The sequence below is a fragment of the Pseudomonas sp. YY-1 genome, assembly GCF_002843095.1.
In the GTDB taxonomy this organism is placed as follows: Bacteria; Pseudomonadota; Gammaproteobacteria; order Pseudomonadales; family Pseudomonadaceae; genus Aquipseudomonas; species Aquipseudomonas sediminis_A.
The window spans coordinates 174,080-197,321 of sequence record NZ_PJLX01000010.1 but is presented as its reverse complement, the minus strand read 5'-3'; the positions used below and the strand labels follow the sequence as shown (position 1 = coordinate 197,321).

The 23,242-nt window shown below is 63.8% G+C and carries 21 protein-coding genes; 9 read left to right on the top strand and 12 right to left on the bottom strand.

What is annotated here, in order from left to right; all coding sequences use genetic code 11:
• Positions 1-141: 141 nt before the first annotated feature.
• Both CXP40_RS15765 and CXP40_RS15760 read left to right on the top strand, forming a co-directional pair.
• The gene (locus tag CXP40_RS15765; protein ID WP_106734529.1) at positions 142-942 is read left to right on the top strand and encodes a hypothetical protein; all 801 of its coding nucleotides are present in this window, start codon (positions 142-144) and stop codon (positions 940-942) included.
• A 78-nt stretch (positions 943-1,020) separates the two neighbouring features.
• Entirely contained in the window at positions 1,021-1,500 is a 480-nt protein-coding gene (locus CXP40_RS15760; RefSeq protein WP_106734528.1) for a VOC family protein, read from the top strand.
• Positions 1,501-1,522: 22 nt separating this feature from the next.
• Here the strand turns inward: CXP40_RS15760 and CXP40_RS15755 are convergent, their stop codons facing one another.
• Positions 1,523-2,389 carry a LysR family transcriptional regulator gene (locus tag CXP40_RS15755; RefSeq protein WP_106734527.1) on the bottom strand — a complete coding sequence of 289 codons (867 nt, stop codon included), beginning with the start codon at positions 2,387-2,389 and terminating at the stop codon, positions 1,523-1,525.
• Between the two features lie 127 nt (positions 2,390-2,516).
• Between CXP40_RS15755 and CXP40_RS15750 the strand changes: the two genes are divergently transcribed.
• Positions 2,517-3,722 (top strand): YbfB/YjiJ family MFS transporter, encoded by a 1,206-nt coding sequence (locus CXP40_RS15750; RefSeq protein WP_106734526.1) that lies wholly within the window; start codon positions 2,517-2,519, stop codon positions 3,720-3,722.
• Here CXP40_RS15750 and CXP40_RS15745 read toward each other — a convergent pair.
• The gene (locus CXP40_RS15745; protein ID WP_106734525.1) at positions 3,719-4,204 is read right to left on the bottom strand and encodes a hypothetical protein; all 486 of its coding nucleotides are present in this window, start codon (positions 4,202-4,204) and stop codon (positions 3,719-3,721) included. The genes CXP40_RS15750 and CXP40_RS15745 overlap by 4 nt on opposite strands.
• Before the next feature lie 238 nt (positions 4,205-4,442).
• Positions 4,443-5,177 (bottom strand): ABC transporter substrate-binding protein, encoded by a 735-nt coding sequence (locus CXP40_RS15740; protein WP_106734534.1) that lies wholly within the window; start codon positions 5,175-5,177, stop codon positions 4,443-4,445.
• A 159-nt stretch (positions 5,178-5,336) separates the two neighbouring features.
• Between CXP40_RS15740 and CXP40_RS15735 the strand changes: the two genes are divergently transcribed.
• Positions 5,337-5,774 carry a MerR family transcriptional regulator gene (locus CXP40_RS15735; RefSeq protein ID WP_106734524.1) on the top strand — a complete coding sequence of 146 codons (438 nt, stop codon included), beginning with the start codon at positions 5,337-5,339 and terminating at the stop codon, positions 5,772-5,774.
• 192 nt (positions 5,775-5,966) lie between these two features.
• Complete coding sequence (locus CXP40_RS15730) at positions 5,967-7,202, top strand: NADH:flavin oxidoreductase/NADH oxidase family protein (protein ID WP_106734523.1); 1,236 nt, start codon at positions 5,967-5,969, stop codon at positions 7,200-7,202.
• Positions 7,203-7,216: 14 nt separating this feature from the next.
• Here CXP40_RS15730 and CXP40_RS15725 read toward each other — a convergent pair whose 3' ends face one another.
• Positions 7,217-7,984, bottom strand: a complete 768-nt coding sequence (locus CXP40_RS15725; RefSeq protein ID WP_106734522.1) for an MBL fold metallo-hydrolase — start codon at positions 7,982-7,984, stop codon at positions 7,217-7,219.
• 99 nt (positions 7,985-8,083) lie between these two features.
• Here CXP40_RS15725 and CXP40_RS15720 point away from each other — a divergent pair, with 99 nt between their 5' ends.
• Together CXP40_RS15720 and CXP40_RS23845 are read left to right on the top strand one after the other, a co-directional pair.
• Positions 8,084-9,040: a GlxA family transcriptional regulator gene (locus CXP40_RS15720; protein WP_256579460.1), complete on the top strand. Its 957-nt coding sequence runs from the start codon at positions 8,084-8,086 to the stop codon at positions 9,038-9,040.
• 219 nt (positions 9,041-9,259) lie between these two features.
• The gene (locus tag CXP40_RS23845) at positions 9,260-9,433 is read left to right on the top strand and encodes a hypothetical protein (RefSeq protein WP_177429679.1); all 174 of its coding nucleotides are present in this window, start codon (positions 9,260-9,262) and stop codon (positions 9,431-9,433) included.
• A 349-nt stretch (positions 9,434-9,782) separates the two neighbouring features.
• Here the strand turns inward: CXP40_RS23845 and CXP40_RS15715 are convergent, their stop codons facing one another.
• From CXP40_RS15715 to pap, 7 genes are all read right to left on the bottom strand, one after another.
• The gene (locus tag CXP40_RS15715) at positions 9,783-11,828 is read right to left on the bottom strand and encodes a pyridoxamine 5'-phosphate oxidase family protein (protein ID WP_106734520.1); all 2,046 of its coding nucleotides are present in this window, start codon (positions 11,826-11,828) and stop codon (positions 9,783-9,785) included.
• 51 nt (positions 11,829-11,879) lie between these two features.
• Positions 11,880-12,506 carry a glutathione S-transferase family protein gene (locus CXP40_RS15710; RefSeq protein ID WP_106734519.1) on the bottom strand — a complete coding sequence of 209 codons (627 nt, stop codon included), beginning with the start codon at positions 12,504-12,506 and terminating at the stop codon, positions 11,880-11,882.
• A gap of 143 nt (positions 12,507-12,649) precedes the next feature.
• Positions 12,650-13,540 (bottom strand): LysR family transcriptional regulator, encoded by an 891-nt coding sequence (locus tag CXP40_RS15705; RefSeq protein ID WP_106734518.1) that lies wholly within the window; start codon positions 13,538-13,540, stop codon positions 12,650-12,652.
• Positions 13,537-14,460, bottom strand: coding sequence for a LysR family transcriptional regulator (locus tag CXP40_RS15700; RefSeq protein WP_099525640.1), 924 nt, complete (start codon positions 14,458-14,460; stop codon positions 13,537-13,539). Before CXP40_RS15700 ends, CXP40_RS15705 begins: the two co-directional genes overlap by 4 nt.
• Positions 14,461-14,523: 63 nt before the next feature.
• Complete coding sequence (locus tag CXP40_RS15695; RefSeq protein ID WP_106734517.1) at positions 14,524-15,144, bottom strand: LysE family translocator; 621 nt, start codon at positions 15,142-15,144, stop codon at positions 14,524-14,526.
• A gap of 141 nt (positions 15,145-15,285) precedes the next feature.
• A complete protein-coding gene (locus CXP40_RS15690; protein ID WP_106734516.1) occupies positions 15,286-16,473 on the bottom strand; it encodes a thiolase family protein in 1,188 nt (395 codons plus the stop codon).
• Positions 16,474-16,666: 193 nt separating this feature from the next.
• On the bottom strand, positions 16,667-18,154 hold the full coding sequence (gene pap / locus CXP40_RS15685; protein ID WP_106734515.1) for a polyphosphate:AMP phosphotransferase: 1,488 nt from the start codon (positions 18,152-18,154) through the stop codon (positions 16,667-16,669).
• A gap of 122 nt (positions 18,155-18,276) precedes the next feature.
• Here pap and mnmC point away from each other — a divergent pair, with 122 nt between their 5' ends.
• Positions 18,277-20,235 (top strand): bifunctional tRNA (5-methylaminomethyl-2-thiouridine)(34)-methyltransferase MnmD/FAD-dependent 5-carboxymethylaminomethyl-2-thiouridine(34) oxidoreductase MnmC, encoded by a 1,959-nt coding sequence (gene mnmC / locus CXP40_RS15680; protein ID WP_106734514.1) that lies wholly within the window; start codon positions 18,277-18,279, stop codon positions 20,233-20,235.
• A 40-nt stretch (positions 20,236-20,275) separates the two neighbouring features.
• Here mnmC and CXP40_RS15675 read toward each other — a convergent pair whose 3' ends face one another.
• Positions 20,276-21,169: a DMT family transporter gene (locus CXP40_RS15675; RefSeq protein WP_106734513.1), complete on the bottom strand. Its 894-nt coding sequence runs from the start codon at positions 21,167-21,169 to the stop codon at positions 20,276-20,278.
• Positions 21,170-21,318: 149 nt separating this feature from the next.
• On the opposite strand from CXP40_RS15675, the gene CXP40_RS15670 reads away from it, so the two are divergent.
• Positions 21,319-23,232: a DEAD/DEAH box helicase gene (locus CXP40_RS15670; RefSeq protein ID WP_106734512.1), complete on the top strand. Its 1,914-nt coding sequence runs from the start codon at positions 21,319-21,321 to the stop codon at positions 23,230-23,232.
• The last annotated feature ends 10 nt before the right edge of the window (positions 23,233-23,242 follow it).

Below are 23,242 nucleotides of genomic sequence, written 5' to 3'. Positions count from 1 at the left end.
CTACTTTTTCAACAGAATCGGCCGATAGCAGTCCCCACATAGTCCAGCTACTCCACCCTCTCCCCTCTTTCAGCGTAAAGTCGCCACCCCCTCTCCCCGGTTTCCGCTCAAACGAATGGCGCCGAACAAGGACTCACCAACATGGACCGTTTACCTAGCATCCTCCCCGCCTTGGCGCTCTGCCTGTTGCCTCTCGCGCATGCCGATACCCGCCAGCCACAACCTTGCGACGCTGCATTGCTGGATTCACTGGCCACCCAGTTGGGACAGCGCGGGTGGACGCCCCCTGACGGGCGCGGCGACGGGCCACTGGTGGCGGCTGCCTGCAAACCCTGGCCGGATGATCCGGCGTTGTCCGTGGTGACCCTGGCTTATCGTGACGCCGAGGACGCAGCGCCAGCGGGCGAGCGCAATCTCAACTGGCTGGTGGCGAAGGTGGACACGCAGAGCGGGCAATTGCGCGAACGTCATGACGACTACCTTGGCGAAGATGCCGCGCTGGAAATCGATGCAAACAGTCTTTGGCTGGATACCGCGCGCTATCACCTTGCACCAGGCGTTCGCGCGTTCGGTGTGGTGGTGCGCAGTGTCGCTCGCGGGGCGAGCTGTCCGGATGCCGACGCCAATAACCTGCTGACGCTGCTGGTGCCGGACGGGCCTCGGCTGAGGCCGGTGTTTGCCACCTATCTGTACTCGTGGACGACGGTAAAGGGCACGTCCTGTGTCACGGGCAGTGACTTCCAATCGGAGCGAGCCGACCTGACGCTGGGCCTTGGGCCGAAGCAAGCCCATGGCTACGCCGACCTGGTGGTAACCGCTCAAGTTCGTGCAGGCTGGCAGGAGCCGGTGCTACGAAGGGTCAGCACCACGGTCCGCTACGACGGCAAGCGCTATCCGTTCGATCAGTTCTCGATGTTCTGGACAAGAGAGCCGCAGCCGTAACGACGAACAGGCAAGAACAAGCCAGCGCTACGCGGCCGTCTAGACTCCTGAGTCTCAACCCACGGTGGGAGACTCAGGATGACCAGCAAGAACACCATCTGCCTCTGGTACGACCGCGACGCGCTGGAGGCTGCGACCTTCTATGCCAGGACCTTTCCCGAGAGCGCCGTGCTGGCGGTCCACCATGCGCCCGGCGATTACCCCAGTGGCCAGCAGGGCGATGTGCTGACGGTGGAGTTCAGCGTGATGGGTATTCCCTGCCTGGGACTCAACGGCGGCCCGGTGTTCCAGCACAACGAGGCGTTCTCGTTTCAGGTCGCCACCGACGATCAGGCAGAGACGGATCGCCTGTGGCACGCAATCATCGACGACGGCGGCCAGGCCAGTGAGTGCGGCTGGTGCAAGGACAAATGGGGCATCTCCTGGCAGATTACTCCGCGCATCCTCAGCGCTGCCATCGCCAACCCCGACCGTGCGGCGGCCAAGCGCGCCTTCGAGGCGATGATGACCATGAGCAAGATCGACATCGCCAGGATCGAGGCGGCGCTCAAGGGCTGATGCCTACACGCGAGGCGTGCCGTCAAAGCGCACCAAAGGCAGCGACGATGGCATCGATCACTGCCCGAACCCGCGCGGTGTGGCGTACGTCCCGATGGGTGACCAGCCAGATGTCATAGGGCGCGTGTTCACGATCCGCCCACAGCCGCACCAGACCGTCGCGCAGGCCCAGAGGCAGCGGCACCTCGCCAATACCAATGCCGGCAGCCAGTGCGCGGCGCACCATCAAGCTCGAGGTACAGGTCATGGCGATACGCCCGTGGGTGATTGGCTCGGCGCCAAGTGTGACCTCGCGCCCACTGTCCAGGTAGGGCTGATAGAGCACCAGGTCGTGACCGGCGAAGGCAGCGCCCGGCTCGGGTATGCCGCGCGCGGCGACATAGTCCGCCGAGGCGAAGGCGGCGCTGCTCCAACGAGCGAGCCGACGCACGATCAGCTCGGGGTTGTCCGGTTTGAGGTTGCGCACGGCGATATCCGCCTCGCGCTTGTTGAGGTTGAGCAATTGCGTTGAAGCATGCAGCTTGACCTCGATGCCAGGGTGTTCGAGGCGCAGCGCAGCAATGGCCGGCATGATGAAGTCGACGGCGAAGGAGTCGGTGGTGGTGATGCGCACTTCACCGCTCATGCGCTCGTCCATACCGAGAATCCGACGCTGCAGATCGGCTGCCGCCGCCTCCATGTCCTGCGCCGCCTTCATCGCCTGCTCTCCCGCACTGGTCAGGCCGTAGCCGGCTGACGTGCGCAGAAACAGAGTGGCGTCGAGGGACTGCTCCAGCGAGGCGAGCCGGCGACCGACCGTGGCTTGATCCACGGCCAGTACACGAGCCGCACCGCGCAAGGTCTGTTCACGGCACAGGGCAAGAAATACGCGAGCATCGTCCCAGTTCATCGCAGGCTCTCTCTGATGCATTTTTGCATTAGTGAACGTTAATAACGCTGCGTTATTTCTTCAGTCAAGCCTCCTATGATCGTGCCATCTCATTCGATGGCGTCCGCCGGACGCTCAGGGGACGATCATGAACAACCACACACAAGGCTCGCTGTGGATGCCGATCTGGGCTGGCCTGTGCGCCAGCCTGGTGGGCATCGGCCTGGCCCGCTTCGCCTACACCCCGTTGATCCCATCGCTGATCGAGGCGCACTGGTTTTCCGCCTCGGCAGTGGTCTACCTGGGCGCCGCCAACCTGGCCGGCTATCTCGTCGGCGCGCTGATCGGCCGGCCGCTCGCCGCGCGTTACTCCAGCGCCAGCGTATTGCGGGCGATGATGCTACTGGTCAGCCTGGCGTTTCTTGCCTGCGCCTGGCCGCTGTCAGTGGCCTGGTTCTTCTCCTGGCGTTTGCTCTCGGGCATCGCCGGTGGCGTGATCATGGTGCTGGCCGCCAGCAGCATCCTGCCGCATGTCGCAGCAGGTCGACGCGGGCTGGCCAGCGGCGCGATCTTCCTCGGTCTGGGCCTGGGCATCGCCGGCTCCGGCACACTGGTGCCGGTACTGCTGGCTCAAGGCCTGGCAACCACCTGGATCGGCCTGGCCGTGGTCGCCCTGCTGCTGACACTGAGCAGTTGGCGCGGCTGGCCAGACGACCTCGCCCAAGCTCCACAACCCGCAGCCCCGCATGCGCCAGCGCAGAGCGCAGGTGGCGTGCGTTTGCTGTTCGCGCAGTACGCGCTGATGGCGACCAGCCTGGTGGCGCCGATGATGTTTCTGGTCGATTACATCAGTCGCGGCCTGGGCGCAGGGAGCCACAGCGGTGCGTTGATATGGACGCTGTATGGCGTCGGTGCCATCGTCGGCCCGGTGGTATACGGCTACCTGGCCGACCACCTGGGTGCCCGCGCCGCGATACGCCTGGTCCTGCTGATACAAGCCACGGCCCTTGCCGTACTGGTGGAGAGTCGTGACCTGCATGTGCTCGGCGCCGCCGTGCTGGTGATCGGCTCCTTCCCACCCGGCATCGTGCCGCTGGCGTTGGCGCGCGTGCATCAACTGGTTGAGGGCCATGCCCGGCAGAACGCCACCTGGAGCCGCGCCACCATCTCCTTCGCCACCTTCCAGGCGCTGGCCGGTTATGCCTATTCGGCGCTGTTCTCCGCCAGCCAGGAGGACTATCGCCTGCTGTTCACGGTCGCGATTGGCGCAGTGCTGCTGGCCTTGCTGCTCGAACTACCGGCACTGCTGGGCAGCCGCGATGCGACACGCCAGCGGGCCGGGATCAGTGGTTAGCGTGAGGCGTTCTTCTTCTGCAGAATCAGCGACGCTTCGTTGTAGGCGCTCTGGAAGGCGTCGCTGCCGATCCAGGCGATCGCGGCGTCTTCGTCTTCATCGTGGAAGATGCCACGGTAGACGATCAGCAGGCCCATCATGAAATCGGTCGCAGCCTCTTCCGACTCCTCGGCGACCACCAGTTCCAGCACCGGGTATTGCAGGAATATCAGGCACAGGGCAAGCAGGCTGATGCCCTCGCCGGCTTTCATCGCCTGGAACAGGTCATCGAAGTGCGCAGGGTCGAAGCCATTCTCTTCGATATCCTTGAAATCGAAGGTGCTCAGGTCGATCTCGACATCATCGAACGGCTCGTTGATCAGCGGGTTGGCGAGAATCGGGTGGACGACATTGGCCTGCGCCTTGGGCTTGCCCATGCGGTTCTGCTTGGCCTTGGTCTTGGCCCGTTGGGCGCGCTTCTTCTGTTTGTCTGGGGAGGCCATGGGGCGGGTTCCTTGGTCGCAGCAGCCATGTTGATGGCCTGGAATGATCAGGCGCTCATTGTATGCAGTCTCGCTCCTCGCTGTCGGAAAATGCTCATGCTCATGCTCATGCTCATGGCTATACCTGTACGAGGCGAGACTGGTCGGCGGCTATCGCACTCTGGCCCTAATGGGCACGGCGGTTTCGCCGAGCAGCTGACAGTGGCCGAATGTCTGGCCACCGCTCAGGGCTTAGAGGTTAGCGATAGTTACCATGAATGCGCTCCAGCTCACCCGTTTCACGCAGATGCTCAAGCGCCTTGGCCCAGGCCACGACCAGCGCATCGTCGCTATCGCGGCTGAAGGCGATATACAGCGAGGAGCGGTACAGCTCGATGGGCACCCGCCTGAGAGAGCCCGGGGCGATACCCAGCTGGCGACTGTAATAGGCCACGCCTGCGTCGGTGTCGCCGATGATTACCTCGGTACGCCCGGCCAACAGCATGCGGTAGAGCTGCTCACTCTCCGTTGCGCTCGTGTCGAGGTTGTCGAACCCCATCGAAGCCAACATCGTTGGCACCAGGCCGGCGTGCCGGGTGGTTATACGTGGGGTGTGCAGCAACTGCTCCAGGGTGTGGATCGGCTGCGCTGCAATGGCCAACTGGTAGGGGTAGATGGATTCCTCGGCGATGGGCCCGACCCACTTGAACAAGGACTCGCGCTCTGGCGTGCGAAACATCGAGTACATGATGGTTCTGGGCTGAGTCTGCAGTACACGAGAGGCACGCATGCTGGGCCTCATTCTAATCTCGAAGTCGTCGCCGGTCAGCGCCATGATGGCTCGCACCACCTCCGTGGCCATGCCGGTGATGTGCTCGTTCTCCCGGTAGTTGTAGGGTGCCCATTCCTCGGTGACGAGCTGATACGTCTCGGCTCTGGCAAGCGCCCCCATCAGCAGGCAGAGCAGCGCGGCGATGAGTATCGAGTGCTTCACGGGTTGTACCTGCTGGAGGGGATGCAGTTTAAGAGCGGCTCTGATCAGGGGGGGCTCGGCAAGCATAGACGTTATGCCGGTGTTGCAGCCTCATGGCCAAAGCCGAAGGTTAAAGTTAACCTTGAGCTCACAACGCTCCTGCCACCGAGATATACCCAGATGAAGATCGGCGAACTGGCGCAACGCACAGGCCTTGCGGCCTCGCGCATTCGCTTCTACGAAAGCATCGGCCTGCTCAAGCTGGTGGAGCGCCAGGCCAACGGCTATCGCAGCTACCCGGAGCAAGCCGTGATGGTGCTCAACCTGATCACCACCGCCCAGCAAGCCGGCTTCAGCCTGGACGAGTTGCGCACCCTGCTGCCGCAGGATCTGACGCAATGGCAACACGGCAAGCTGCTCGACACCCTGCAAGCAAAAGTGCAAGACATCGAGGCACTGGAACAGCGCCTGGCGCAGAGCAAGACGCACCTGCTGGCATTGATCGACGAAATTGAAAGCAAACCGGACGATATCGACTGCGCCGCCAACGCCAGGCGGGTGCTATCGAAGATGAATCTGGGTGAGCCGAGCGAGGCGCCCAAGCGCACGAAGAAATAAGCGAGTGCTCGCTACATCTGTAGGAGCCAGCTTGCTGGCGATCTGCTTGAAAGCACAAAGCATCGCCGGCAAGCCGGCTCCTACGAAAAGCGTTGGCGGCGCGGCCACGCTTCGACGTCGCGTGCGAAACCCATTGACATTAAAGTGAGCTTTAAAGTTAAGGTCGCTGCACCTTCAGTCGAGAAAGCGCCCATGAACCTGTTCGATCCCCTTGCCCTGCCCAACGGCTCGACCATTCCCAACCGCATCGCCAAGGCGGCCATGGAAGAGAACATGGCGGATGCCGACCACGCACCGTCCGAGCACCTGATTCGCCTCTACCAGGCCTGGGCCGACGGTGGAGCAGGTCTGCTGATCAGCGGCAACGTGATGGTCGACAGCCGCGCCATGACCGGTCCCGGCGGCGTGGTGCTGGAAGACGACGCGCAACTGGCCCGTTTCGAACGCTGGGCACGCATCGGCCGCGGCAAAGGGGCGCAGTTCTGGTTGCAGATCAATCATCCCGGCCGGCAGATGCAGTCCAACCTTGGCCAGCCAACCTGGGCGCCTTCGGCCGTAGCGCTGGAGCTGGGAAACCTGTCCAAGCGTTTCGCCACGCCGCAGGAAATGACCCCGGCGGTGATTCAGGACGTGATCGAACGCTTCACCCGCACCGCGCAATTGGGCGAGCAGGCCGGCTTCACGGGCGTGGAAATCCACGCGGCGCACGGCTATCTGCTCAGCCAGTTCCTGTCGCCACTGACCAACCAGCGCAACGACCAATGGGGCGGCTCGCTGGAAAACCGCGCGCGCCTGCTGCTGGAGATTGTCAAGGCGGTGCGTGCCGTGGTGTCGCCGGGCTTCGCCGTAGCAGTGAAGCTCAACTCGGCAGACTTCCAGCGCGGCGGCTTCAGCGCCGAGGACGCGCAGCAGGTGGTATGCCTGCTCAATGGACTGAATGTGGATCTGGTCGAACTGTCCGGTGGCAGCTACGAAGCGCCGGCCATGCAGGGCCAGGCCCGCGATGGGCGCACCCTGGCGCGCGAAGCCTACTTCCTTGAATTCGCCCGTGAGATTCGTGCGGTGGCGAGCATGCCAGTCATGGTCACCGGCGGTATCCGCCGTGCACCGGTTGCACAACAGGTGCTGGATAGCGGCATCGAGATGGTCGGCATCGGCACGGCCCTGGCCATCGACCCGAACCTGCCGCGTGACTGGCAGCTCGGCCTCGGCAGCGCTCCCCAGCTGCCGCCGATCACTTGGAACAACAAGGTGCTGGCCTCGCTGGCGAACATGGCGGTGGTGAAGTACCAGCTGCACCAGCTCAGTCAGGGCCGGGACTCCCAGCCCGGCGTATCACCCTTGTGGACGCTGGTGACGCAGCAGGTGAAAGACCTCTTCCGTACTCGCCAATATCGCCGTCGGATGGCGCGGCGACAGGCGCGGTGACTACGCCCCACCACTCAGAATTCCAGCACCTCGCCATCCTGCGGAATCAGTAGCTCGACTTGCGCGTGGCTAGCAGCCTCAGCCAACGCCAAGCGGCTGACCGGGCAGTGGCTGATCGCCTCGAGGTGATTGGCAACCACTGCCGCGCCACTCAACTGGGCGAACTCGATCACCTCGTCGATGCCCATGATGATGTCGCCGCCCAGGTCGAAACGCGCGCCACCTGCAGGCACCACGCTGACAGCAGGCCGATGCTCGCGCACGCAGGCCCGTACCGCGTCGGTGAGCAGCGTATCACCGGCCAGATAGAGGCTCGGCTCGCCCGGTATTTCGATCAGAAAACCGACACCGTGCTCCATCAGGCGCCCGACCAGGCCGCGGCCATGGGTGCAGCGGATGGTGCGGATAAGCCCACCGAGAAACGGGCCGGGAAATTCGTGTTCCGACAATAGCGGCCGGACGTTCAGGCCGCGCTGCGCCAGGTAGTCCACATCATGTGGCGTGCAGATCACCGGAATCTTGCGTTCGCGCAGCCACCTCACACCAGCACGATCCAGATGATCGAAATGGCCTTTCTGGCAATGGGTGATCAGGCAGTGGGTGACCGACTCCAGCGCGGCGCGAGCACTGACTGGCAGCTCGACCAGCGGATTACGCTGACGGGCGCCGAACAATCGCAGCGGTGGCAAGGCGCCTTGGGGAGCCAACATGGGGTCGACCAGAACGCGGTGCTGGCCGAACTCGACGATGATGGTGGCGTTACGCAGCTGCTGAATCTTCATAAAAAGCCCTCGGGTTCTGAGGGTTCCATGCTGCCTATCCGGCTTCAGGGCAATAATGGCAGTATTGGACATCTTCGATTCATTTCAGGCCATCCACTCATGCGCATTGGTTTGCTGCTGTATCCCGACTGCATGCCGGCCGGGCTGTTCGCCTTCGCCGACCTGCTGCACGCGGCCAATCGCCGAAGTGGACGAAAACTGTTCGAGGCTCGCTATATCGCCCAGCGTGCCGGGCCAGTGGCATGCGCCCATGGGATGAGTCTGCAGGCGAGCGCCGCACTCGATCCGCGTGAATTCGATGCCCTGCTGATTCCGGGCTTCTGGGCCGAGTCGGCGGAGCAGGCAGAGGCAGTGCTGGCTGACAATGTCGCGCTGATCAAAGCGCTGTCGTCCGTCGGTAAACGCGTGCAGCTATGGAGTTACTGCACCGGCGTTGGCCTGCTTGCGGCCAGCGGCCGTTTGAACGGCCAGGCGGCAACGGTGACCTGGTGGCTGGCGGATGCGATGCGTGAACGCTTCGCGCGGGTGCGCTGGCAGAGCGAGAGCAGTTGCGTGTTCGCCGTGGGCGTAGCCACTGCATCCGGGGTGAACGGCTACTTGCCCATCGCTCAGGGGGTGATCGAGCGACACCTCAGTGAGCAGTCCTTCAGAGACATCAGTCAGCTGATGGTGCTGCCCCGTCCGGCCGTCCCGCACAGTGCGTTTCAGGGCGCCAGCCTGATGCAGCAGCCCGTGGGCCTATTACGCCGCCTGCATGCACTGATCGAGCAAACGCCTGCCGAGCAACTGACGGTGCAGGCGCTGGCCGAGCAATTGGCGATGTCCGAACGCACCCTGGCGCGCAAGGTAAGCGCGCAAACCGGTGAGCCAGTGGCGAGCTATGCGCGGCGCATCAAGCTCTACCAACTCAGCGAACGCCTGGCCATGACCTCGTCGCCGCTAAGTACCTTGAGCGCTGAACTGGGTTTCAGTAGCCCGGCCAATCTGCGGCGTATGTTCAAGGCCCTGACCGGGCTGACACCTGCGCAATATCGCCAGCAGTATGGGCGTCAGTAATTCAGGGTGACCGGAAACAGTGTTTTCGGTGCCAGATCACCGCCAAATATTTCAAAATAATTCAAAACGTCCCGGAGAGGAAACGACCAAACGAAAATCACGTTGTTCGTTGCATTAAAGGAACAGTCCTTTGCAAAATCCCCGGTTTAATAAGCTTGCTAACGAGGCGTATAAACGAACTGCGACATTTAGCCGCATTCGTATTACGAGGAGACAAGCATGAACGTGATCGTGCACGAACGTGACAGCGAACATCTTTCCCGTGAAGCCCGTGCCATGGGGTTGGTGGCCTGGGATGTGATTCAGAATGGAGAGCTGGTTGGTATCTTCCCGTCTCAGGACGAAGCCGATGCCTACCGCAAAGCGCTGGAAGACGCGCAGCCGCAAGGATAAGCAGAGGCTGTTGCCGTTTCGATCGAAACGGCAACAGCTTCAAGCAAGCGCTCAGCCCAGCGCAGCCTGCGCCCTCACCCGAGCCACCGAAGCCGCCCCTTCAGCAACCCGCAAACCTCGCCAATCCCTCAACGGCCAATCACGCAAACGCCGCACCATGCGTTGCCAGAACCTCGAGCGTTCAGGTGCGTACCGCGGCAATTCGCGCGGCAGTAACAACTGCGATGCCAGATAGCCGACCTCCACTTCGTGCTGACCGTAACTCCAAGGCGAGTTGCACGCATCGTCCGCTTCAACATCAGGCCAGACGTAACGATTTTCAGATCCAGCGCTCATCGTCTCGGCCCTCTCACAAATCGAGCACGAGGGGCTGAACGCCATCCTCACCCTGCGCCGGCACCGCGCAGCAGATCAGCACGCCATCGCCTTCCGGCAACTCGGCTGGCGGGTTCGGGTAATGCACCTGCCCGCTGATCAGTCGCGTCTTGCAGGTGCCGCAGGAACCACCACGGCAGCTGAACTCTGGCGTCAGACCCCGGTTCTCTGCCAGCTCCAGCAGGCTGCCACCTTCCGGCATCCAGCGTGCCTCCTTGGCCGAAGTGGTGAAGTACACCGGTACCGGCTCGGTTGCAGCCGGCGGCTGCATGAAAGCAGTCACCTGCCCGTCCGTACGACGCGTCAGGGTCGAGGGGCCGAACGCCTCGGCATGGATGCGTGCATCGGCGACGTTCAGATCGCGCAAGCCATCGTAGATCGCCTGGGTAAAGGCGGCCGGGCCGCACAGGTAGAAATCGTAATCGTCGAACGACAGCGCCGCCTTGATCTGCTCCAGCTCGATGCGTCCATGCTGCTCATAGTCGCGTCCGAGCACTGCGCCCTGCTCCGGTGCACTGAGGGCACGATGCACGCGCAGCAGACCATCAGCACGTTGCACCAACTCGCGCAGCTCGACCTGGAACGGCAGGTCGCTCAGCGTCCGTGCCCCCTGGAAGAAATGGATGCGCTTGCCCTGTCCCAACGCCACCTGCTCGCGCAGCATCGACAGCAGCGGCGTGATACCGACACCGGCACCGATCAACACCAGCGGCCGATGAGTGTCACTGTTGAGGGTGAAGCTGCCCAGTGGCGGACGCACTTCCAGCACATCGCCAACCTGAAGCTGTTCGTGCAGGTGCCGCGAGACCACACCCTGCGCCTTGACGCTGATGCGCAACTGACCGTCCGATGGAGCACTCGACAGGCTGTAGGTACGCAGCAGGGTTTCACCTGTAACAGTGGTGATGCGAATGGGCAGGTGCTGACCGGCGGCGAAGCGCGGTGCAACGCCCTGCTCCGGTGCCAGCACGAACGAGCGGATGTCGGCGCTCTCTTGCTGCTGATGCTGCACGCGCCAGCGCTGCCACTGATTGCGCTGCTCACGCTCGCGCAGACGCGCATCGGTTTCTGCCCAGGTGCCGGTCATCAGGCTGGTCGGTGCATATTCCTCGAAGGCCCAACGCAATGAAGTCGCGGCCGGGCGCAGCACCACCTGCTCGACGTCGAGTGTCCATAGCCGTTCGGCGCCTTCGAAGAGGTTGATCAACGGACTGTCGAGGAGGATTTCGGCGCGTCCGCCCAGTTGCAGCACGTCACCCGTGGCGAAGTCGACGAACAGCAGGCCGGCGCGCGGATTGACGCTGAGATTGCCCAGGGTGTTGAAGAACAGGTTGCCGGCGTAGTCGGGAATGGTCAGGCGATTACCCTCTACCCGCACGAAGCCGGAGCGCCCACCACGGTGCGAGACATCCACCGAGCGACGGCTATCGGCATGCTCGACGTAACTGGCGACGAAGAAGGTATCGGCGCTACGGATCATCTCGGCAGTACGCGCATCCAGTTCGGTCGCTGCCAGGCGCTCGATGCCACGTTCAGGTACGCGGCGGTAATGGCGCAGCTGGATGTACTGCGGGCAATTGCCGAAGGAATGCTCCACGGTGATGTCCAGACGCTGTGCAGAGGCCTGATGAATATGCCCGTTGATGCGATTGCGCCGCCGCGAATGCAGCTCGATGCCGAGCAGGCCGATGGCCTCGCCTCTGACCAGACCGGCAGTGGCCGGATCGAGCGGGTCGAGCGCCATGGCGGCCAAGTCGAACGACAGCTGACGTGAATCGGACGAGGTGACGAAACCCTCATCGCCCTCTATCAACGTAGCCCAGGGCTGGCCTGCGCCATCCACAGCACCCGCGATCATGAACGGCAACTGATGGTAGAACTCGCGATGCTGATCCGGCATGTAGTCGCGGATCACCTTCTGCCCGAGCACTTCCATACGTTCGCCAACGCCAACCTTTTCCTGCAGTTGCCGTTCACCGGCGTGCCAGGGCGACTGCCGATGGCTGGGGAGCTGTTGCATGCTGCGCCCTCCTTCAGAGGTGCTGCCGGTGCACCCGGCAGCGGCTGTGTATCAGGCTTGCAGGCCCGCGGCGGTACGCGGCATCGGCACGAAACCCGGCAGCGCTTCGATGCGTGCCAGCCAGGCGCGAATGTTCGGATAGGGCTCCAGCGAGACGTTACCCTCCGGCGCATGGGCGATGTAGGAGTAGTTGGCGACATCGGCGATGCTTGGCTTGTCGCCGGTGAGGAATGGGGTTTCGCCCAGCTCGCCTTCCATCACGGTGAACAGCGCATGAGCGCGATTGATCACTTCTTCGGTGTTGAACGAGTAGCCGAACACGGTAACCAGGCGCGCAGCAGCAGGGCCGAACGCTACCAAACCGGCGGCCACCGACAACCAGCGCTGCACGCGGGCGGCAGCGGCAGGATCCTGCGGCAGCCAGTCGTCGTTGCCGTAACGTTTGGCCAGGTAGACGAGGATAGCGTTGGAATCGCTGACGATGGTGCCACCGTCATCGATCGCCGGCACTTGACCGAAAGGGTTGAGGGCAAGGAACTCGGGGGTCTTGTGCTCGCCCTTGGCCAGGTCGACGAAGATCAGCTCGGTGGGCAATTGCAGCAGCGAGAGCATCAGCTCAGCACGGTGGGCATGGCCGGAGCGCGGGAAGTTGTACAGCTTGATGGCGGGACGGGACATGGCGATGACTCCTTGAAGATTGGGTTGGTCATCGCGATGACGACTTGCCTTCGCGACGATGGAGCCATCTTCGCCCCATCCAATATCTACAAGAATCACCACAAAGAACAATCCACTATTTCACTTTCTGCAATTTTCTCACATCAGGCCTGAAACGCCGGATGAGCACGCAGGCGCGGCACGGCAAAGTCGAGGAAGCTACGTACCCGTCCCGCAGCCCGGCGTCCTTCGCGGTAATACAGCTGCACCGGCAAAGGCGCTGCGGCGAAGCTTTCCAGCACCGCCTGCAACTGCCCACTCTGCAACTCCTGATAGGCCTCGTAGCTCAGGCAGCGGGTCAGGCCAAAACCGGCGAGCGCTGCCCGGATCGCAGCCTGCGGCGTGCTACAGGTCAATCGCGGCGCGAGCTTCACCGCACCGTCCGCAAAACGCCATTCCCCCGCATGACCGGTCAAAGAGCGGCCGATGGTGCGGTGCGCGTGCAGAGCTTGCGGGCTGGCGGGCCAGCCCCAGCGCTGCAGATAGTCAGGTGTCGCACAGACCAGCGGTCGCGCCCATCCTAGCGGCACGGCAAAGCCGGACGAACTGGGCAGATGGCCGACCACCACGGCCAGGTCGATGCCCTCTTCCAGCAATCTGGGCGGCTCTTCGCGCGCCAGAGTGGCCAGGCTCACCTCGGGAAATGCCGCCAGGTAGTCGACTGCGATGGGGGTCAACACCTGATGCGTCATCAATAGCGGCAGGGCCAGGTTCAGTTGTCCGACGGGGCTGGCATGCAGGCCGGTCACCGAGCGCTCGGCCTCCTCAACCCGCTGCAGAATGCGCTGGCAACTGTCGGCGAAAGCGGTACCCGCCGCGCTCAGGCTCACACCGCGTGGCCCGCGCAGTAGCAAGGTGCTGTCCAGACGACTTTCCAGCGCAGCTACGGTACGCATCACCGTGGCCTGCGACAGCTGCAACTGGCGAGCAGCAGCGGCCAGGCTGCCCGCCTGGGCCACGACGAGGAAGACCTGCATCTCGCGGTGATGACTCATGACACAGGCGCGGCTCCGGCCGCGCGCAGCGCTGGATCGGCGCGAAAACTGGCGGCGCAGTGGTCGACGAACGTACGCACCTTGGCCGACACCTGGCGGCCGCCCTGGTGAATGATGTGTACCGGCAAGGCGGGTGGCTCGAACGCTTCGAGTACCAGTTCGATCTCGCCGCGCGCCACCGCAGCGGCCACCTGGTAGGACAGCACGCGGGTATAACCCCAGCCCAACCGCGCTACACTGATCGCCGCCTGGTTGGAGCTGACAGTGAAGCGCGGCTGCGGCATGAAGCCGAACGGACCGTCGGCGCCGACGAACTGCCAGTGCGACAGCAGGGTGCTGGCGCTGGACATGACGATGGGCGAATCGCGCAGCTCATCCGGGTGGCGCGGACGCCCGACGCGGTCGAGAAAATCTGGTGAGGCGCACACCACCGGGCGAATCTGCCCGACCTGCAATGCAGGGTGATCGCCCTCGGGCAGCGAGCCGATGCGCACGGCCACGTCGATGCCCTCCTCCATCATGTTCACCACGCGGTCGACCAGCAGCGCATTGACCTCCACATCCGGGTGGGTGTCGAGGTACTGGGCGATGCGTGGAATCAGGAACAGCTCACCGAACATCACCGGCGCCGTCACGGTGAGTCGTCCACGCGGGCGCACACTGCCACCAGCGGCCAGTTCCTCGGCTTCTTCCAGCTCCAGCAGGATGCGTCGACAGTCCTCGACATAACGCTGGCCGGCCTCGGTCAAACGCAGGCTGCGCGTGCTGCGCGCCAGCAACAGCGTGCCGAGGCGCGCTTCCAGCGCCGCGACGGCGCGGGTCACGCTAGGCGGCGAAATGCCCAGCAGCTTGGCGCCACCGGCGAAGCTTTCGGCCTCGGTCACTGCCAGCAGCACCCTCATTTCCTGAAACCGATCCATCGTCACCGCCTGGTTTTCTGTTACACCGACGCAGCGTACCTCATGACGAGGCCACGTCCGGACTCAGCGCCGGCTCAAGGCCAGACGCGCGGCGAAGAGGACGAAGATAAGCCCCGTGCTGCGATCCATCCATTTGATCACCGCCGTACGCCGCAGCCAGTGGCCGAGCGGCTGGGTAGCGCCGATCAGCAAAAGCGCCCAGACCAGGCTGAGCGCCACATGGATGCCCACCAGACCGAATGTCCAGGCGATCAGCGGCTGCCCCTGCGGAATGAACTGCGGCAGAAAAGACACGTAGAAAATCCCTACCTTGGGGTTGAGCACATTGCCCAACAGGCCACGCAGGAACCAGTTGGCGCCAGTGGTATCACTCGCCTGAGCAGGCGCCAGCGAGGTACGCGGGCGCAGCAGCATGTTCAGCCCGAGCCAGGCCAGATACGCCGCACCGCAATACTTGAGCAGGTTGTAGCCGAATTCGGATACCGCCAGCAGCGCGCCGAGGCCGAAGGCCACCGCCGCGCCCCAGAGCAGGCAACCGGCATTGATGCCCAGAGCCGCACGAAACGCCTGCTGCCGCCCCTCGACCGCTGCGGTACGCAGCACCAGCGCCGTGTCGATCCCCGGCGTCAGGGTCAGCAGCGTGGCCGCCAAGGTGAAGGCGATGAGATTTTCGGCAAAGGGCATCGGCAGGCGCTCCGTCCACTGGGCAGAGCGCGAGTATAAACAGCGCATCGCTGGCCGTCGTGGGGCCGCGATGTCGTAGGGTGCGCCGTGCGCACCGCGGTTCGTTCATGCGATGCGTGTTGCCGGTGGCGCCAGCGGTGTTTAGCCGCGATACGCCTCGAACAGCCCCGTGGCACCCATGCCGCCGCCAACGCACATGGTGACGATGCCGTAGCGCAGTTCGCGGCGCTGCAGCTCACGCACCAGATGGCCGACCTGGCGCGAGCCGGTCATGCCAAACGGGTGGCCGATGGAGATGGAACCGCCGTTGACGTTGTACTTATCGTTGTCGATCCCGAGCGTATCGCGGCAGTACAGGCACTGCGAAGAGAACGCCTCGTTGAGCTCCCACAGGTCGATGTCGGTCACACTCAGGCCCTTGGCCTTGAGCAGCTTGGGCACCGAGAACACCGGGCCGATGCCCATCTCGTCCGGCTCGCAACCGGCCACGGTGAAACCGCGGAAATAGGCCTTGGGCGTCAGGCCCAGCTCCAGCGCTTTTTCCAGGCTCATCACCAGGGTCATGGAAGCGCCGTCGGACAGTTGCGAGGCGTTGCCGGCAGTCACGCTGCCAGCCGGGTCGAACGCCGGTTGCAGCTTGGCCAGGGAATCCAGGGTGGTGTCCGGGCGGTTGCAGTCATCGGTCTCGACTACGCCATCAACGATCTTCTTCTCGCCAGTGGCCTTGTCTTCGACCTGATACTTCACCGACATCGGCACGATCTCGTCGGCGAACAGACCGTCGGCCTGAGCCCGCGCGGTGCGCTGCTGGCTTTGCAGGGCGTAGGCGTCCTGGGCTTCGCGGGTGATGCCGTAGCGGTTGGCGACGATCTCGGCAGTCTTGCCCATGGGGTAGTAGATGCCGGGGTTGTCCTTTTGCAGCAGCGGGTTGAACAGGTTGTCCATGTTCATGCTTTTCAGGGTCATGGTAATGGACTCGACGCCGCCGGCGACGATGATGTCGCTGCAACCGGATGCCACCTGGTTGGCAGCGATGGCGATGGCCTGCAGGCCCGAGGAGCAGAAGCGGTTGAGGGTCATACCCGCCACCGGATTGCCCAGTCGCGATAGCACGGCGACATTGCGACCGATGTTCATGCCCTGCGCGCCCTCGTTGGAGCCAGCGCCGACGATGCAGTCATCGACCAGCTTCGGGTCGATGCCGTTGCGCACCAGCAACGCATCGACGCAGTGAGCGGCCATGTCGTCCGGCCGGGTCATATTGAACTTGCCGCGGAAGGACTTGGCCAGGCCAGTCCGGACGCTATCGACGATCACCACTTCACGCATGACGCACCTCGTTGTTATTGGATGGCGAATGGCGTGAAGATAAATCCAGCCCATCCCTGGATGCGACCATCATTGATCCGGCGTATACGCGGCGATGTCGGGGCCACCGGGAGCGACACAAAAGCATCGCGGCTGAAGCCGCTCCCGCGGAAGCGCTACAACCTGTGGGAGGGGCTTCAGCCGCGACAAGGCTTCAATCCCTGGCGAACGCCGCTTCGATGGCCTCGTTGATGGTACGCAGCACCTTGACCCGGGCGAAGCGCTTGTCGTTGGCCTCGATCAGGGTCCAAGGCGCGATCTCGGTGCTAGTGCGGTCGACCATGTCGCCCACAGCGTCGGCGTAGTCGTCCCACTTGTCGCGGTTGCGCCAATCCTCTTCGGTGATCTTGAAGCGCTTGAACGGAATCTCCTCGCGCTCATTGAAACGCTCCAGCTGCGTCTGCTGGTCGATGGCCAACCAGAACTTCACCAGGATCACTCCGGCATTGGCCAGTTGCTCCTCGAAATCGTTGATCTCGCCGTAGGCGCGCAGCCAGTCGGCCTGGCTGCAGAAGCCTTCGACCCGCTCCACCAACACCCGGCCATACCAGCTGCGGTCGAAGATGGTGAAATGCCCACGCGCCGGGATGTGTCGCCAGAAGCGCCACAGATAGGGCTGAGCGCGCTCTTCCTCGGTCGGCGCCGCCACCGGCACGATACGGTACTGGCGCGGATCGAGCGCGCCGGTGACACGACGGATGGCGCCGCCCTTGCCGGCGGCATCGTTGCCTTCGAATGCCGCGATCAGCGCGTGCTTGCGCATGCGTTTGTCACGCATCAGCCCGGACAGACGCGCCTGCTCGGTAGCCAGTTGCTCCTTGTAGTCGTCCTTGCTCAGGGCCTGGGTCATATCCAGGCTGGCCAGCAAGCCGCGATTGTCCAGGCTGGAAACCAGCGGCGCGGCATGCGGTTGCAGCTGGGTGCGTTGCGGATTAGCCAATGCTGCCTGCAAGCCTTCGAGCAGGATGCGCCCGACGGTGAGGCTGCGGTAATAGTGATCGACGCCCTCGACCACGTACCAGGGCGCGTAATCGCGGCTGGTGCGGCGCAGCACGCGCTCGCCGTAGCGCACGAACTTGTCGTAGGTCTTCGATTGCTGCCAGTCCAGCGGGCTGATGCGCCAACTGTGCAGCGGATCGTCCTTAAGCGCCTCCAGTCGAGCCTTCATGTGCTGCTTGGACAGGTGAAACCAGAACTTGAAGATCAGCGCGCCTTCATCGCAGAGCATGCGTTCCAGGCGCTCGGCACCGTCGATGGCCTGGTCCAGCACCGCGTCCTTGAACTTGCCGTGCACCCTGCCCTGCAGCATCTGGCTGTACCAGTTGCCGAAGAACACGCCCATGCGTCCCTTGGGCGGCAACTGTCGCCAGTAACGCCAGGCCGGTGGCCGCGCCAGCTCTTCGTCGGTCTGGATATCGAAGGTGCTGACCTGGATCAGCCGTGGGTCCATCCACTCGTTGAGCAGTTTCACCGTCTCGCCCTTGCCGGCGCCCTCGACGCCGTTGATCAGCACGATCACCGGAAAACGCGCCTGCTGCTTGAGCTCGTACTGCGCCTCCAGTAGCGCCTCACGCAGTGCCGGCTCTTCGGCCTCGAACGTGGCCTTGTCGATACTGCGGCCGATTTCGGCGGACTCGAACATAAAGCAACCTCCCTGGAATGATCCTCACAGCCTAACGGAACATCCAATGCTTTGCCCGCTGACACCAACGCCACGGCACCTGTGCACGGTAGAATCGCCGCACGATCCAGCGGAACCCAGCCATGTCAGATACCCATCACGCCCAGCTCGACTGGGACGAACGCGGCCAGCCTCTGTCGCGCAGCTACGGCGACATCTATTTCTCCCAGGAAAACGGCCTGGAAGAGACACGTTACGTCTTCCTCGCCAACAACGATCTGGCAGCGCGCTTCGCCGCTCTCGCCGACGGCGAATGCCTGAACATCGGCGAGACGGGTTTCGGCACCGGGCTGAATTTCCTCTGCGCCTGGCAGTTGTTCGAGCAACAGGCGCACGCTGACGCCCGCCTGCACTTCGTCAGTGTCGAAAAATATCCGCTGCATCACGACGACCTGCAGCGCGCCCTGGCCCTGTGGCCAGAGCTGGCACCGTTCAGCGCAGAACTGCTGACTCAATACCGCGCCATTCACCCCGGGTTCCAGCGCCTGCTGTTAGCCGGTGGTCGGGTGGTGCTGACGCTGCTGATCGGCGACGTGATGGAGCAATTGCCGCAACTGGATGCGCGCATCGACGCCTGGTTTCTCGACGGTTTCAACCCGGCGAAGAACCCTGAGATGTGGACACCCGAGCTGTTCGCCGAACTGGCGCGCCTGTCGGCCCCCGGCACAACCATCGGCACATTTTCTAGCGCCGGCCGGGTACGGCGCGCACTGAATGAAGCCGGCTTCAAGATGAAACGCGTGCCCGGCCTGGGCAAAAAATGGGAGGTGGCTAAAGGGCTGTTCATCGGTGGGCCGCAAACCGTCGACAAGCCCTGGTTCGCCCGCCCCGCTCGCCTTCAGGAAAAACACGCGGTGGTGATCGGCGCCGGCCTGTCCGGCTGCGCCACGGCCGCCAGCCTGGCCGCACGCGGCTGGCGCGTGACTGTGCTGGAGCGGCATGACGATGTTGCCCGCGAGGCATCCGGCAATCCCCAGGGCGTGCTCTACCTGAAGCTGTCGGCTCACGGCACCGCACTGTCGCAGCTGATCGTCGCCGGCTTCGGCCACACCCGCCGCCTGCTCGAACGCCTGCAGCGTGGCGTCGATTGGGATGCCTGCGGCGTGCTGCAACTGGCCTTCGACACCAAGGAAGCCGAGCGCCAGAGCAAGCTGGCTGCGGCCTTCCCGAATGATCTGCTGCATGCGCTAACGAAGGATGAAGCCGAGCAGCAGGCCGGCATCGGCCTACCGGCCGGCGGCCTGTTCTACCCGGATGCCGGCTGGGTGCACCCGCCGGCGCTGTGCCGGCAGTTGGTGCAACACCCGCTGATCGAGCTACGCCCCTATCAGGAAGCGCTGAGCCTAAGTCGGCAAAGTGATCGCTGGCGCGTCGAGGGACAGAGCGGCGTGTTGGCCGAAGCACCGGTGCTGGTATTGGCCTGCGCCGCTGAGATCGGCCGCCTGCTGCCAGAGGCGAATCTGCCGCTCAAGCGCATCCGTGGGCAGATCAGCCGCCTGCCGGCCAACTCGCTCAGCAGTCAATTGCGCACCGTGGTCTGCGCCGAAGGCTACGTCGCCCCACCGCGCGAAGGCGAGCACACCCTTGGCGCCAGCTTCGACTTCCACAGTGACGACCTCACGCCCAGCATCGCCGAGCACGCCGGCAACCTGGAGCTACTTCGGGAGATATCCACTGACCTGGCCGAGCGCCTGCAGGCCGAGCATGTCGACCCCGCAACGCTGGAAGGCCGCGCCGCGTTCCGCTGCACCAGCCCGGACTACCTGCCGATAGTCGGGCCGCTGGCTGATGCCGAAGCCTTTACCGAAACCTATGCGGTACTGGCCAAGGACGCCCGCCAGGTGCCAGACGCGCCCTGCCCCTGGCTGCACGGCCTGTACATCAACAGCGGCCACGGCTCACGCGGACTGATCACCGCGCCACTGTCAGGCGAACTGATCGCTGCCTGGCTGGAGAACGAACCGCTGCCAGTGCCACGCGAGGTAGCGGAGGCCAGCCACCCCAATCGCTTTATGCTGCGCAAGCTGATTCGCGGGAGCTGATCGACGGTGCGCACGGCGCACCCTACCGGGTTGGCCGCGCTTACACTCTGGCCTCAGCAAGCACCGGTTTGGGTTTTCGAAACACCAGCACGTTGCCCAGCATCACCAGGCCCAGGCCGAGCAGCGCCGGGGTCGTCCACTGGTAGCCCTCAAGGAATACCGAGATGTTCAGCGCAACCACCGGGAACAGCACCGTGCAATAGGCCGCGCGCTCCGGGCCCATGCGTCCGACCAGGGTCAGGTAGGCGGTAAAGCCGATCACCGAGCCGGGAATCGCCAGGTACAGCAGCGAACCCACGTAGCGCGCGTTCCACTCGAAGGCGAACGGCGTGCCGCTGACCAGGCAGATGCCCACCAGCATCAGCGCGCCGTAGAGCATGCCCCAGGCGTTGGTGGTCAGCGGCTTGAGCCCAGCCTTCTGCTGCAGGCTGGAGAGCATGTTGCCGGCGGAGAAGAACAGCGTGCCGCACAGCGCCAGGCCGATACCCAGCAGGCTTTCGCGGCTGGCCTCGTGCCCGGCCAGCTCCGGCCAGAACAGCAAGCCAAGGCCGACCAGCCCCAGCGCGCCACCGAGCAGCACGTTGGCGGCGATACGCTGTTTGAAGAACAACCGCGCATTGATCGCGTTCCACAGGGTGGCGGTGGAGAAGATCACCGCGATCAGGCCACTGGGGATCCACTGGCTGGCGGTGTAGAAACACAGAAAGTTGAGGCAGAACAGGCACAGCCCCTGCACCAGGCAAATGCCCTGGCCACGGCGATCTAGCGGCTGCAGGCGGCCACTGAACCAGAGCATGGCGAACAGCACTGCCGAGGCCAACGCGAAGCGATAGGCGATGGAGGCGGCAACGGCCACCTCGCCCATCTGGAATTTGATGGCGATCCAGGTCGTGCCCCAGATCAGTACGGTCAGCAGGTAAAGCGACAGGTTCATCGAGAATCTCCCAAGACTGAGTACAGTCTGGAAGCGATACGCGCCAGGCGCTTGCACAAAGTTGCGCATTTATCAGAGCGCCATCGTTGCCTGCCATCGCGCTGCAGGCTTTATCATGCGGGCTTTATCTGTCAGGTCATTCTCACCGCATGCTTTCTGCCGTCGCGCGCTACAAACAACTGTTGTCCAGCGCCCTCGCCCGCTACTTCCCCCGCACCACCGCCTACCTGCGCGCCGAGCGCGAAGCTGCGCAGCCGCGCAAGCCCGTGCGCAAGCAGAGCAAGAAGAAGTCCACCGGCAACAAGAAAACCGGTAGCCGCAAGGCCGCCAGCGGCAAGCCTGGCCCTGCCGGCATTTACCCCTCCACCCGGCTGAAGATCGAGGACACCCAGGTGCAGGCCATGCGCGAGCGCGTGGCCCAGGCGGTGAACGCCAGGCTGATCGGCGCACCGTCGGACGAACAATGGGCGATGATCCTCTGCCGTGCGCCTCTGGCACGCATCTTCGCTGGCGCTGGCTCCGGTAAATCGAGCACGCTGGTACTGCGCGTGGTGTTCCTGCTCTGCCACCTGGAGGTCGATCCCAAGCGCCTGACGGTGATTTCCTTCACCAACGCCTCCTGCAGCGAGTTGCGCGAGCGCCTGCAACGTCTGCTCGACTTCTGGCACTACCCGCACAATGCACACCAATGCGTGCGCACCTTCCATGCGGCCATGGCAACACTGGCCAAGGAACACCTGGGCAACCCGCGCTGGTTCGAGCAACTGGACGAACCCGGCGACGAACCAGATAACCCGCTCACTGGCGGGCGCCTGCGCCCCGCACAGCAGCGCCTGCTCAAGCAGGCCTACCAGAACGCCTATGCCGACGATGCGCGCTTTCGCGCCTTGACCCACCGCCTACTTAAGCTGCCGACACCCGAAGAGCCGCCACAGGGCAAGCCTAAGGCGCCACTAGACGCCTGCAAACTGCCGGGTGAGTTCACCGCCATGCCGCTGTTCGAGCTGCTGCACGGGCAGATCGACTTCGCCGAGAGCCTGGGTATTCGTCTCGAGCGCCTGGACGTGAAAGCTCTGGGCTGCGCGCCCCGCGAGCGTGATTTCATCGAGGCCATGCAGCGCTTTCACCAGCACTTCAGCGCGCTGCTACAGAGCCAGAGTTTGATCAGTTTCAACGGCGCCTTCGCGCAACTGAGCGAGCAACTGAGCAGCGACGGCGGCAAATCCGGCCCCGCCCTGATCGCCTTGAGCCACCTGCTGATCGACGAATTCCAGGATGTCTCGCCACAGATCGTGCTGTGGCTGCAGGCCGTACACCGTCGCCTGCACGCAGCGGGCGAACGCATCAGCCTGATGGCCATCGGTGATGACTGGCAATCGATCTACGGCTGGCGCGGCAGCTCGCCGGAGCTGTTCATCGACTTCGACCGACACTTCCCCAGCCGGGGACGCGGCAAGAGCACCACCCTGCTGCTGGGCACCAACTACCGCAGCATCGAGCCGGTGATTCGCGACGGCGAGAAGATGCTGGCCGAGGTACACGACAAGCAGGCCAAGACCTGCGTCGCGGCCAAGGCCATGCAACCGGGCGACCATGGCGTCAGGCTTATCCAGCGCTTCGACCTGGCCAGCGGCCTGCCGGCGCTGCTCAAGGAAATCACCGCGCAGTGCCAGCACGTCAGCCAGCGCCCCAACGCCGATCGTACCGCCGTGCTCCTGCTGAGCCGGCGCAACGAGCCGCTGCAGCAGGTGCGCGCGCATCTGGACAAGGCGCTGCCGGTAAAAACCCTGACCATCCACCGCGCCAAGGGTCTGCAGGCCGAGGTGGCGATCATCCTCGACGACTGCCTGCCGACGGATAAACACCCGCTGCGCAACGCGCTCTACGCCCATTGTGGCTTCTTCGCTGGCAGCTACGACCAGGCCATGCAGGACGAAGCCCGGCGCCTGGCCTACGTGGCCATCACCCGTGGCGTGAGCCGTGTACTGTGGTACACGCGCAAGGCCCAGGGCGCCACGCAGTGCTTGGCAGCGAGCCGGCCAATCGCGCAAGCTTCAGGCTGATCGGCACTTC